The organism is Streptomyces sp. NPDC104581, from assembly GCF_055583685.1.
In genome coordinates, this window is record NZ_JBVJNN010000006.1 from 125,347 (window position 1) to 137,785 (window position 12,439).

The 12,439-nt window shown below is 71.3% G+C and carries 10 protein-coding genes; 4 read left to right on the forward strand and 6 right to left on the reverse strand.

Annotation, left to right across the window (positions count from 1 at the left end):
• Positions 1–178: 178 nt before the first annotated feature.
• Entirely contained in the window at positions 179–640 is a 462-nt protein-coding gene (locus ACZ61E_RS07735) for a cyclic nucleotide-binding domain-containing protein (RefSeq protein WP_469698477.1), read from the forward strand.
• Positions 641–758: 118 nt separating this feature from the next.
• Here the strand turns inward: ACZ61E_RS07735 and ACZ61E_RS07740 are convergent, their stop codons facing one another.
• The gene (locus ACZ61E_RS07740; RefSeq protein ID WP_469698479.1) at positions 759–1,484 is read right to left on the reverse strand and encodes a response regulator; all 726 of its coding nucleotides are present in this window, start codon (positions 1,482–1,484) and stop codon (positions 759–761) included.
• Positions 1,485–1,724: 240 nt separating this feature from the next.
• On the opposite strand from ACZ61E_RS07740, the gene ACZ61E_RS07745 reads away from it, so the two are divergent.
• Positions 1,725–4,241, forward strand: a complete 2,517-nt coding sequence (locus ACZ61E_RS07745; RefSeq protein WP_469698480.1) for a phosphoketolase family protein — start codon at positions 1,725–1,727, stop codon at positions 4,239–4,241.
• A complete protein-coding gene (locus ACZ61E_RS07750; protein WP_469698482.1) occupies positions 4,238–6,886 on the forward strand; it encodes a glycoside hydrolase family 65 protein in 2,649 nt (882 codons plus the stop codon). The genes ACZ61E_RS07745 and ACZ61E_RS07750 overlap by 4 nt, the downstream gene beginning before the upstream one ends.
• Here the strand turns inward: ACZ61E_RS07750 and ACZ61E_RS07755 are convergent.
• The 3 genes from ACZ61E_RS07755 to glnA all read right to left on the reverse strand — a co-directional run bounded on the left by ACZ61E_RS07755 (position 6,855) and on the right by glnA (position 10,262).
• Positions 6,855–7,883: a zinc-dependent alcohol dehydrogenase family protein gene (locus ACZ61E_RS07755; RefSeq protein ID WP_469698483.1), complete on the reverse strand. Its 1,029-nt coding sequence runs from the start codon at positions 7,881–7,883 to the stop codon at positions 6,855–6,857. The two genes, ACZ61E_RS07750 and ACZ61E_RS07755, sit on opposite strands and share 32 nt — an antisense overlap.
• A 48-nt stretch (positions 7,884–7,931) precedes the next feature.
• Positions 7,932–8,618, reverse strand: coding sequence for a CBS domain-containing protein (locus ACZ61E_RS07760; protein WP_469698485.1), 687 nt, complete (start codon positions 8,616–8,618; stop codon positions 7,932–7,934).
• 234 nt (positions 8,619–8,852) lie between these two features.
• Positions 8,853–10,262, reverse strand: coding sequence for a type I glutamate--ammonia ligase (gene glnA / locus ACZ61E_RS07765; protein ID WP_469698487.1), 1,410 nt, complete (start codon positions 10,260–10,262; stop codon positions 8,853–8,855).
• Positions 10,263–10,569: 307 nt separating this feature from the next.
• Between glnA and ACZ61E_RS07770 the strand changes: the two genes are divergently transcribed.
• Entirely contained in the window at positions 10,570–11,034 is a 465-nt protein-coding gene (locus tag ACZ61E_RS07770; protein ID WP_469698488.1) for an RDD family protein, read from the forward strand.
• Positions 11,035–11,184: 150 nt separating this feature from the next.
• Here the strand turns inward: ACZ61E_RS07770 and ACZ61E_RS07775 are convergent, their stop codons facing one another.
• Together ACZ61E_RS07775 and ACZ61E_RS07780 are read right to left on the reverse strand one after the other, a co-directional pair.
• Complete coding sequence (locus ACZ61E_RS07775; protein WP_469698490.1) at positions 11,185–11,883, reverse strand: DUF4191 domain-containing protein; 699 nt, start codon at positions 11,881–11,883, stop codon at positions 11,185–11,187.
• Positions 11,884–11,893: 10 nt separating this feature from the next.
• Positions 11,894–12,136, reverse strand: coding sequence for an SCO2195 family GlnR-regulated protein (locus ACZ61E_RS07780; protein WP_469698492.1), 243 nt, complete (start codon positions 12,134–12,136; stop codon positions 11,894–11,896).
• Between the last annotated feature and the right edge of the window lie 303 nt (positions 12,137–12,439).

Consider the following 12,439-nt stretch of genomic DNA (forward strand, 5'->3'; position numbering starts at 1 on the left):
GGAGCGATCCAGTCCCGCGCCGATCCCGTCCCGCGCGGGGCGGCGAACGGGCCGGTCGGGCCCACCCCCGATGCCGGACGGCCCCTGCCCGTACCCCGCCACGGCAGGCAGTCTGGATGCAAGACCCGTCCGGCGTGGTGGTGGGGCCGTCGCCGGAGCGGACCCGGGAGGTACGGCCATGACCATGACCCTGCTGAACGCTCTCCCCGGCCAGGGACGGGAGCGTCTGATGAAATGCTCCCGTCCGGTGATCTTCGCGGCGGGCACCCGGATCTTCGAGGACCGGGGTCCGGCGGACCGCTTCTGGGTCATCCGTACGGGAGCGGTCAATCTCGATCTGCACGGGCCCGGCCGGAACGCCGGCACGCTGGAGATGCTCGGCCACGGCGATCTCCTCGGATGGTCGTGGCTGGTGCCGCCGTACACCTGGCGTCTGGGTGCCGAGGCGTTCAGCATGGTCCGGGCGGACGAGTTCGACGCCCGCGCCGTACGCGCCCTGTGCGACGAGGACCCCGTCCTCGGCCTGGAACTGACCCGCCGGGTGCTGGAGGTGGTGGCGGACCGGCTCCAGGCGACCCGTGTCCGTCTGCTGGGTGTGTACGCCCCGCACGGCGCCGAAATGTCGTTGCCGGTCGAGTGACGGCGGACCGAATCACGGCCCACCGGCCCACCGGGTGACGGCGGTGGCACGCGCCGTGAGCGCGCGCTGAGTCCGTGGGGCGGGCCTGTCCGGGCCCGTCCGGCCGGCGGTCGTCCGCTCAGTGCCCCTCGCCCGTGAGACCGTCGGGCCGGCCACCATGACCGTCCGCCCGGGAGGCCGCCTGCGTGGCGAGGACGGCCGCCTGGATGCGCCGCTCGACGCCGAGTTTGGCCAGCAGCCGAGAGATGTGGTTCTTCACCGTCTTCTCCGACAGATAGAGGCGTCCGCCGATCTCCCGGTTGGTGAGTCCCTCGCCGATCAGCGCGAGGATCTCCCGCTCACGGGGCGAGAGCTGCGACAGCACGTCCTGCTCGGACTCCGTCCCGTCCTCCTCCCCGCGCAGACTCTTCATCAGCCGCGTCGTGGTCGCCGGGTCGAGCATGGACTGGCCGGACGCGACCGTCCGTACGGCCGCGACCAGGTCCGACCCCTTGATCTCCTTCAGCACGTATCCCGCGGCCCCGGCCATGATCGCGTCGAGGAGCGCGTCGTCGTCGTCGAACGACGTCAGCATCAGGCACGCGAGGCGGGGCATCAGGGAGCGCAGCTCCCGGCAGACGGTGATTCCGTCACCGTCCGGGATCCGTACGTCGAGCACGGCGACATCCGGGCGCAGGGCCGGGCCCCGGGCCAGCGTATGGGCGGCCGTACCCGTGTCGCCCACCACCTCGATGTCCGGCTTGGCGTCGAGAAGGTCCTGTACGCCGCGCCGCACGACTTCGTGGTCGTCGAGCAGGAAAACCCGGATCGGGTTCGACGGCGAGAACTCCCGCACCTCGCTCATTGCGGCCCTCCACCGGTCGTGGACCAACCCCCGGCTTCCATCGTGACCCAGCTTCCGGGACCGGGCCAGGGCCGAACGGGCCCATGCGACGACCGGAGGACTCCGGCGCCCCGTCCCGGGTGCATGCCCCGCCCCGCCCCCTCACGCGCGGGCAGGACCGCTGCCGTGCGTTGGCCGGAAGCGCCCGTCGGGGGGACGCTGGAATACGGCGCCCGGCTCCACGACGATCCGGAGGAACCGATGCGAGACGCGAGTACGCCGGTGCACGATCCGACCACCGACTCGGCCGCTCACCCGACCACCGATTCGGCCACCGGCACCCCAGCCGATACCGGCACCGGCACCGGCACGCGTACCGGCCGACCCGGCGGCCCGGTCACCGACGAGGAGCTGGCCGACCTGGTCGCGCACTGGCGGGCAGCCAACTATCTGGCCGTCGGGCAGATCTACCTCATGGCCAATCCGCTCCTCGACGAGCCCCTGCGCCCGGAGCACATCAAGCCCCGGCTCCTCGGCCACTGGGGCACCTCTCCGGGACTCAACCTCGTCCACACCCATCTCAACCGCGTCGTCAAGGCCCGTGACCGCGACGCCCTGTGCGTCTGGGGGCCCGGCCACGGCGGACCGGCGGTGCTCGCCAACTCCTGGCTGGAGGGCAGCTACTCCGAGACGTACCCGGACATCGGGCGGGACACGGACGGCATGGCCCGCCTCTTCCGCCAGTTCTCCTTCCCCGGCGGGGTCCCCAGCCATGTGGCGCCCGAGACACCCGGATCCATCCACGAGGGCGGCGAGCTGGGCTACTCCCTCTCCCACGCCTACGGGGCCGCCTTCGACAATCCGGATCTGCTGGTCGGCTGCGTCATCGGCGACGGCGAGGCGGAGACCGGCCCCCTGGCGGCGTCGTGGCACTCCAACAAGTTCCTCGACCCGGTCCGCGACGGCGCGGTCCTCCCGATCCTCCACCTCAACGGCTACAAGATCGCCAACCCGACCGTCCTCTCCCGCATCCCCGAGCAGGAACTGGACGAGCTGCTGCGCGGCTACGGACACGAGGTCCTGCACGTCACGGGCGACGAGCCGTACGCCGTCCACCGCGCCATGGCCGAGGCCATGGACACCGCGCTGGACACCATCGCCCTCATCCAGCGCACCGCCCGCGAGGACGGTGTCACCGAACGCCCGCGCTGGCCGGTGATCGTCCTGCGCACCCCCAAGGGCTGGACGGGACCGGCCACCGTGGACGGACTGCCCGTCGAGGGCACCTGGCGCTCCCACCAGGTGCCGCTGCCCGCCGTACGCGAAAACCCGGACCACCTTCGGCAGTTGGAGGCATGGCTGCGCTCCTACCGGCCGGAGGAGCTGTTCGACCGTGACGGCCGGCCGCTCCCGCACGTACTGGCCTGCGTGCCCGAGGGCGCGCGCCGCCTCGGCGCGACCCCGCACGCCAACGGCGGCCTGCTGCTGCGTGATCTGCCCGTCCCCGCGCTCGACCGGTACGCCGCGCGGGTCGACCGTCCCGGTGCGAGCCTGCACGAACCGACGCGGGTGCTGGGCGACCTGCTCGAATCGGTCATGGAGGCCACGACCGAGCGCCGCGACTTCCGTGTCGTCGGCCCGGACGAGACCGCGTCCAACCGGCTCCAGTCGCTGTACGGGGCCACCGGGAAGGCGTGGCAGGCCACGGCACTGCGCGAGGACGAACACCTCGACCGGCACGGCCGGGTGATGGAGATCCTCTCCGAACACACCTGCCAGGGCTGGCTGGAGGGGTATCTGCTCACCGGACGGCACGGCCTCTTCTCCTGCTACGAGGCGTTCGTGCACATCGTGGACTCGATGGTCAACCAGCACATCAAGTGGCTGAAGGTGTCCCGCGCCCTGCCCTGGCGCCGGCCGATCGCCTCCCTCAACTACCTGCTCACGTCGCACGTCTGGCGCCAGGACCACAACGGTTTCTCCCACCAGGACCCCGGCTTCGTCGACCACGTGCTGAACAAGAGCCCCGAGGTCGTACGGGTCTATCTGCCGCCGGACACCAACACCCTGCTCTCCGTCGCCGAGCACGTCCTGCACAGCCGTGACTACGTCAACGTCGTCGTCGCCGGCAAGCAGCCCACCTTCGACTGGCTCACCATGGACGAGGCACGCGCCCACTGCGCACGCGGCGTGGGCGTCTGGGAGTGGGCGGGCACCGAACGGGAGGGGGACGAGCCCGACGTGGTGCTCGCCTGTGCCGGAGACGTACCGACCCAGGAGGTGCTCGCCGCCTCCCAGCTGATCCGCCGTCACCTTCCCCGGCTCGCGCTCCGCGTCGTCAACGTGGTCGATCTGGCCAGGCTGCTTCCCGAGACGGAACATCCGCACGGACTCTCCGACAGCCAGTACGACGCGCTGTTCACCCGCGACCGGCCGGTGATCTTCGCCTACCACGGCTACCCGTGGCTGATCCACCGTCTCGCCTACCGCCGCGACGGCCACCCGAACCTGCACGTGCGCGGCTACCGGGAGACCGGCACCACCACGACCCCGTTCGACATGGTGGTGCTCAACAACATGGACCGCTACCAGCTCGTCATGGACGTCATCGACCGTGTCCCCGGGCTCGCGGTCCGGGCCACGCGGGCGCGACAGGCCATGGAGGACGCCCGCCTCCGGCACCACGCCTGGATCCGGGAGCACGGCACCGACCTCCCGGAGGTGGCCGACTGGACCTGGCATCCCGTCACCCACGGCGGTGACGGGCCCCTGCGTTGAGCACGGCGCGGGCGGACCGGGCCCGGACCCCGCCCGCCTGGACGTGGACGTACGAGGGTTACGACCCGGAGCGCGAACGCCTGCGTGAAGCTCTCTGCACCCTGGGCAACGGCTACTTCGCGACGCGCGGGGCGGCGTCCGAGACGTCCGACGGGCCCTCGCACCGTCCCGGGACCTACGCGGCGGGCTGCTACAACCGGTTGACGTCCACCGTCGCGGGGCGCCGGGTCGAGAACGAGGACATGGTCAACCTGCCCGACTGGCTGCCGCTGCGCTACCGCGTACACGCCGAAGGGGCGGGCCCCGGGCCGTGGCTGGCGCCCGACGGTCCCGAACTGACGGAACACGGGCAGACGTTGGACTTGCGGCACGGCACGCTCACGCGGCGGTCGGTGTACACGGTGGCGGGGGAGGGCGGTGGCGGGGGCCGTCTGCGTGTGGAGCAGCGCCGGCTGGTTCACATGGACGAGCCCCATCTGGCCGCGCAGCGCACCTCGTTCACGGCCGAGGGCTGGACGGGCGAGGTGGAGGTCGAGGCGGCGCTCGACGGTGACGTGCGCAACGAAGGGGTCGAACGGTACGCGGACCTCGCGAACCTGCATCTGACGGGGTGGAGCACGGGCGCCGGTTCCGGCGCCGATGCCCTGGCGAGGACGGCGACCGGCACCGCAACCGGGACCGCACCCGGGCGGAGCGACCTGGTGTGGCTGTGCTGCCGCACGCTCAACTCCCACATCCGTGTCGCACTGGCCGCGCGGACCCGGGTCGTCGCCCGCCCCGGCCGCGCGCCCGGCCACGCCACACCGCCCCGTACACGCCTCACCGACCGGCGGGCCGTCCAGATCCTGACCATTCCCGTGGCGAGCGGCGAGACGGTGACCGTCGACAAGACGGTCGCCCTCCACACCTCACGCGATCCGGCCATCAGCGACCCCCTCACGGCCGCGACCGAGGCCGTACGGCGGGCGAGGGACTTCCCCCGGCTGCTCGCCTCGCACCAGCGCGCCTGGCGGCAGATCTGGCGGCGGGCGGCTCTCGACGTGCCGGGGGAGGCGGGGGTGATCCTGCGCCTGCACCTTTTCCACGTACTCCAGACGCTCTCCCCGCACACCGCCGGCCTGGATGTCGGGGTACCCGCCAGGGGGCTGCACGGCGAGGCGTACCGCGGCCATGTCTTCTGGGACGAACTCTTCGTCCTGCCCTATCTCAACCTGCACTTCCCGGAGGTCTCCCGGGCGCTGCTCCGCTACCGCCACCGGCGGCTGCCCGCGGCCTGCCGCGCCGCGCGGGACGCGGGACGCGCGGGGGCGATGTACCCGTGGCAGAGCGGCAGCGACGGGCGTGAGGAGTCGCAGGAACTCCATCTGAATCCGCGCTCGGGCCGCTGGCTGCCCGACCACTCCCGCCTCCAGCACCATGTCGGATCGGCGATCGCGTACAACGTGTGGCAGTACGCGCAGGCGAGCGGCGACACGGCGTTCCTGTACGGCGAGGGTGCGGAGATCCTCGTCCAGATCGCCCGCTTCTGGGCGGACTCGGCCGTCTGGGACCCGTCGTTCGAGCGGTACCGCGTCCGGGGGGTCGTCGGCCCCGACGAGTACCACGACGCCTACCCGGACGCCACGGTGCCGGGGCTCGACGACAACGCGTACACGAACGTCACCGCGGCGTGGGTCCTGACCCGCGCGGCGGAACTCAGCCGCGCCCTCCCGCCCTCGCGCGGACAGGAACTCTTCGAGCTTCTCCGGATCGACCCGGCCGAGCCCGAACGCTGGGACGACATCGCGCACCGTCTCCATGTGCCTTACCACGCCGGCGTCATCAGCCAGTTCGAGGGGTACGGGGCGCTCGGCGAACTCGACTGGGACCGGTACCGCGACCAGTACGGCGACATCCGCAGGCTGGACCGGATCCTGGAGGCCGAGGGCGACTCGGTCAACCGGTACAAGGCGTCCAAGCAGGCCGACGTGCTGATGCTCGGCCATCTCTTCCCCCCACGGGAACTCGCGGGTCTCTTCCGGCAGCTCGGCCACCGGCTCGACGACGAGTCGTGGCGGGCCACGATCGACTACTACCTGCCGCGCACCAGCCACGGATCGACGCTCAGTGCCCTGGTCAGCGCCTGGGTGCTGGCCAGGGCACGCAGGGACGAGGCATGGGCGTACGCCGAGGAGGCCCTGATCGGGGACGTGGCGGACATCCAGGGCGGCACCACGGCCGAGGGCATCCACCTGGGCGCGATGGCGGGCACCCTGGATTTCGTACAGCGCTGTCTGACCGGGCTGGAAGCCCGGGAGGACGGGCTGTGGATCGACCCGGCGCCACTGCCCCAGCTCTCGAAGTTCCGGGTCGGCGTCCGCTACCGCGACCACTGGGACGTGGACCTGCGGATCCGGGCGGAGCGGGTACGGGTCGGCGTGCCGCGGTCGGCGGAGGGGCCCGTACGGGTCGTGGTCGGGGACCACGCGTCGGCGGTCCCGCCCGGCACCGCCCGCTGGCTCGACCTTCCCGGCTCCGGCCGGCCCGGCCGCGACGATCCGCGTGGCCCCGACCCGCGCGGTCCCGACCCGCGCGGTCCCGATCCGCGCGGTCCCGATCCGCGCCGTGGCCGGGTCAGCCGGGCACGAGCACGGCGGCGCCGTTGACCCGGTCGCCCGCGAGATCGGCGAGCGCCTGGTCCGCCCGGCTCAACGGATACGGGCTCACGGTGACCCGGATACCGATCCGTTCGGCGAGGGCCAGGAAGTCGCGTCCGTCCTGACGGGTGTTGGAGGTGACGCTGCGCAGGTCACGCTCCTGGAAGAGATGCCGCTGGTAGTTCAGCGAGGGGATGTCGGAGAGATGGATGCCCGCGACGGCGAGCGTGCCGGACCGGTCCAGCGCCTCCAGCGCCACCGGCACCAGATCGCCCACGGGGGCGAACAGGACGGCCGAGTCGAGCGGTTCGGGCGGGCTGTCGTACGCGCCGCCGGCCGAGGCGGCACCCAGACTCAGGGCCAGTGCACGCGCCCGCGCCGATCTGGTCAGCACATGGACGGTGGCGCCCTCGGCCAGGGCGACCTGGGCCGCCAGATGGGCCGAGGCGCCGAAACCGTAGATACCGAGCCGCCCGCCCCGGGGCAGCGCGGAGCGGCGCAGCGCGCGGTAGCCGATGATCCCGGCGCACAGCAGGGGCGCGAGGGAGGCGGCGTCGTGGGACTCCGGGAGCGGGTAGGCGAAGTCGGCCGGGACCAGCGCCAGATCGGCGAAGCCGCCGTCCTCGTCCCAGCCCGTGTAGGTGGACCGGGGGCAGAGGTTCTCCCGCCCGGCCAGGCAGTAACGGCACTCCCCGCACGTGGAGCGCAGCCAGGCACCGCCCGCCCGGTCGCCGGGCCGGAACGACGTCACCCCGTCACCGACGGCGACGACGCGGCCGACGATCTCATGGCCGGGCACGGCCGCGGGCCGCCGGGGTTCCAGATCCCCTTCGGCCAGATGCAGATCCGTCCGGCACACACCGCACGCCTCCACCCGCAGCAGCAGATCACGGGGACCGGGGTCGGGGGACCGCCGCCGTACCGGGGTCAGGGGGCGCGTGCCGATGGGACCGGGCCGCTCGACGGCCCAGCCGCGCGTCGTCCGCGCCGAGGCTGTGAACGTCATGCCTCCAGCGTGCGACGGGCACACGGCCGGGGCAAACGGATCAGGACGTCAGGGCCGCAGCTCCGAGGAGTAGGCCCCCATCGACGCGGCACGCGGGCCCACCAGGTCGCATTCGACGTCCACGACACCCTCGACGGCCCGGACGAGCCGGGCCGCCACCGGTACGAGCGCGGTGTCCCGGACCCGGCCGCTGAGCGTGACGACCCCGTCGTTGACCGTCACCCTTACGTTCTCGCGGGACACCAGGAAGATCCGCTCGACCACCTCGACGCGCACCTCCTCGGCGAGGTCGGCGTCGGACCGCAGGAACACCTTGAGCAGGTCGGACCGGCTGACGATCCCGCGCAGCATCCCGGAGCCGTCGACCACCGGCAGCCGCTTCAGCCTCCCCCGCTCCATGGTCCGCGCGGCCTGGGCCAGCGTCGCGTCCTCCCGCACGGTGACGGCGGGCGCGCTCATCAACTCCCCGGCGTTCACGGCCCCGGCCTTCCGCAGATCGCCCAGCCGCCGCCGCTGCTCCAGCCGGCTGGGATCCGCGTCCCGGAACTCCTCCTTCCCGAGCAGATCGGCCTCGGACACCACCCCGGTGACCCGCCCGTCCCCCTCAAGCACCGGAACGGCGCTCACCTTCCACTCCCGCAGGGTCTCGACGATCTCCTTGAACCCGGCCCCGGGCCCGACGGCGACGACGGGATTCGTCATCACATCGGCGACAAGATGCGGCGCATGACGCATGATCCCTCCTCCCACCTGCCCCCTCCACCTCCAAGTGTGCTCCCGCACCCCGCCACCCAGGAGGGGCCGAAAGGCCCTGACGGGGGTCCACCGGGGGGACACGGACGAGGACCGCCACCCCGGCAACGGGGTGGCGGCCCTCGAAAGGTCCACGGGACCACACAGGCGAACCGACCGGACGACGAGCTGTGAGCGGGCGGTTCCTCCGCCCGGGCAACCCGGTCCGCGGGGTTCCTAGATGTCGTAATAGAGCTCGAACTCGTGCGGGTGCGGGCGGAGTTGGATCGGGGCGATTTCGTTCGTGCGCTTGTAGTCGATCCACGTCTCGATCAGGTCGGACGTGAACACGCCGCCCGCCTGGAGGTACTCGTTGTCGGCCTCCAGGGCGTCCAGGACCGCCGGGAGGGAGGTCGGGACCTGGGCCACGCCCGCGTGCTCCTCCGGGGCCAGCTCGTAGAGGTCCTTGTCGATCGGCTCCGCCGGCTCGATCTTGTTCTTGATGCCGTCCAGGCCCGCGAGGAGCAGCGCCGAGAAGGCCAGGTACGGGTTGGACGACGGGTCCGGGGCGCGGAACTCGACGCGCTTGGCCTTCGGGTTCGAGCCCGTGATCGGGATGCGCATCGCGGCCGAGCGGTTGCGCTGCGAGTAGACCAGGTTGACCGGGGCCTCGAAGCCGGGGACCAGGCGGTGGTACGAGTTCACCGTCGGGTTGGTGAACGCCAGCAGCGACGGCGCGTGGCGCAGGATGCCGCCGATGTAGTAGCGGGCGGTGTCCGACAGGCCCGCGTAACCCTGCTCGTCGTAGAAGAGCGGGTCGCCGCCGGCCCACAGCGACTGGTGGACGTGCATGCCGGAGCCGTTGTCGCCGAAGATCGGCTTGGGCATGAAGGTCGCGGTCCTGTTGTTGCGCCAGGCGACGTTCTTCACGATGTACTTGAAGAGCATCAGGTCGTCGGCCGCGGCGAGCAGCGTGTTGAACTTGTAGTTGATCTCGGCCTGGCCGGCGGTGCCGACCTCGTGGTGCTGGCGCTCGACCTCGATGCCGACGTTGTGCAGTTCGAGCGAGATCTCGGCGCGCAGGTCGGCGAAGTGGTCGACCGGCGGGGCCGGGAAGTAACCGCCCTTGTAGCGGACCTTGTAGCCGCGGTTGTCCTCGGTCGAGCCCGTGTTCCAGGCGCCGGCCTCGGAGTCGATGTGGTAGAAGCTCTCGTTCGACGTCGTGTTGAAGCGCACGTTGTCGAAGACGTAGAACTCGGCCTCCGGGCCGAAGTACGCGGTGTCCGCGATGCCGGTGGAGGCGAGGTACGCCTCGGCCTTCTTGGCGATGTTGCGCGGGTCGCGGCTGTACTGCTCACCCGTGATCGGGTCGTGGATGAAGAAGTTGATGTTCACCGTCTTGTCGCGGCGGAAGGGGTCCACGCGAGCGGTCGACAGGTCGGCGCGAAGCGCCATGTCCGACTCGTGGATCGCCTGGAAACCACGGATCGACGAACCGTCGAAAGCCAGCTCGTCGGCGGGGTCGAACGCCTTCGCCGGGATCGTGAAGTGCTGCATCACGCCAGGCAGGTCGCAGAAACGGACGTCTACGAATTTCACGTCCTCGTCCGCGATGAACTTCTTGGCCTCGTCGGCGTTCTGGAACATCCAGCTCCTCCTCCTCCCGTCCCGGGGAGGGGCGGGGGTTTATCGCTACTGGTCGTGCGGCCAGTGCGGTGGCACACGCAGGACCCGACCATAGGTATGCGTGATTTCTCAGGCATGACCCGTTTGTTTCGCCGAAGTTAACCGGCCTGGGTGTGTGCCGTTCCACAGACAGGCCACCGCGGCCGGAAACGACCGGCCCGGTGGGTGGCGTGGCACGGAATCCGTCTCTTCTCCCCCCGGCTACCCCGTGGCCCGTCCCGTACCCCCGGGACCCCGCGCACGCCCACCCGCGCAGTACCGTGTTCCGGTGGACAACAGGGAAGCAATCGGATCGTGGCTCTCCGGACCGCGTGCGGCGGCCGAGGGGATGGGTACCGACTTCGGATACCGCGGCGAGCGCCTCGGGCTGCCGAAGGAAGGCCCCGGTTCCGCCGCCCCTCTCGGGCGGCGCTTCGGCGCGCTCTTCGTCGACTGGGCGCTGTGCATGCTGATCGCGTTCGGGCTCCTCGCCGACGACCCGCAGTCGGCGAGCAACTACGCGATCGGTGTTCTCCTCGTCATGAACATCCTGACCGTCGGGACGGTCGGCTCCACGATCGGCAAGCGCCTCTTCGGGCTGCGGGTCATCTCCGAGAGCCGCGACCGGCTCGGCCTCGGGTGGGCCGTGGTCCGCAGCGTGCTGCTGTGCCTCGCCGTACCCGCCCTCATCTGGGACCGGGACGGGCGCGGGCTGCACGACCGGCTCGGCCGCGCCGTACAGGTACGCATCTAGGGTCTCTCGTACGGCCCCGGCCGGACGGTACGGATACGGATCAGGGCGCCGTGCCCTTCGGCGGGGCGTGGGGGCCGGGGACATAGGAGAGGGCGGCGGGAACTCGCGTTCCACGCCGCCCTCACTCGTGTCCGGAGACCGGGGGACCGGTCAGCGCATCTTTCCGCCGCGCGGCATCCGCATGCCCTTCGGCATCGGGCCCTTCGGCAGCGGCATGTTGCTCATCAGGTCGCCCATCGCCCGCAACCGGTCGTTGGCCGCCGTCACCTGCGGGCCGGAGAGCACCCGGGGCAGCTTGAGCATCGTCGTACGGACCTTCTTCAGCGGCACCTGGCCCTCGCCGTCGCCGACGATGATGTCGTGCACCGGCACGTCGATGACGATGCGGGCCATCTTCTTCTTCTCGGCCGCCAGCAGGCTCTTGAGCCGGTTCGGGTTGCCCTCGGCCACCAGCACGATGCCGGCCTTGCCGACCGCGCGGTGGATCACGTCCTGGCTGCGGTTCATCGCGACCGCCGGGGTGGTGGACCAGCCGCGGCCCACGTTGTCCAGCACGGCCGCCGCCGCTCCCGGCTGGCCCTCCATCTGTCCGAAGGCAGCACGCTCGGCGCGGCGTCCGAAGACGATCGCCATCGCGAGGAAGGCCAGAATGAAGCCCAGAATGCCCAGGTAAATGGGGTGACCGACCAGAAAACCGATCGCGAGGAAGACACCGAAGGTGACGATTCCCACGCCCGCGACGACGAGACCGACCCTCTTGTCGACCCGTCGGGTCATCTTGTAGGTAAGGGCGATCTGCTTCAGTCGCCCAGTTTCCGCAGCAGTGTCTGCGTTTTCCTTCCTCGCCATGTACCGAAGTTTACGTGGCCCGGGAAGCGCGGCCCGACACGGCCTCCAGTACGGACTGCGCCTCGACCCGGTCCTTGGCCCTGCGGCGGTCCTCCAGGACGGCCGTCCAGGCGTTCCTGCGAGCCGTGCGCTGGCCGCCGCCGAGGAGCAGCGACTCCACGGCGCGCAGGGCGTGGGAGACGGAGGGCAGGGCGGTGGGGCGGTTGGCTGCCGCCATCACCTGGGTGACGGGTCGTACCGGCGCGGCCTGCATGGTGGCTGTTCCTCCTGGGAACGAGTGCGGAGACGGGTGCGGGAGTGGTGCGTGAGCGCGTCCGGCCCGTGCGGGTTCCGGTACGGGAACCGGCGTGAGCCGTGTACTCAACGAGGGTTACCCGATGGTGTTACCAGTGCGTGACCAAGCGGTCAAACGGCCGTGAATGCCCGAAGCGGCACCCCCGAACAGCCCCGGGGGGGGGGGGGGGGGGACGGGAGGGGGGGGGGGGGGGGGGGGGGGGGGGGGGGGGGGTGTTGTTTGGGGGTGACTTTTTTTCTGAGTTCCCCAATGGGCGTGTTG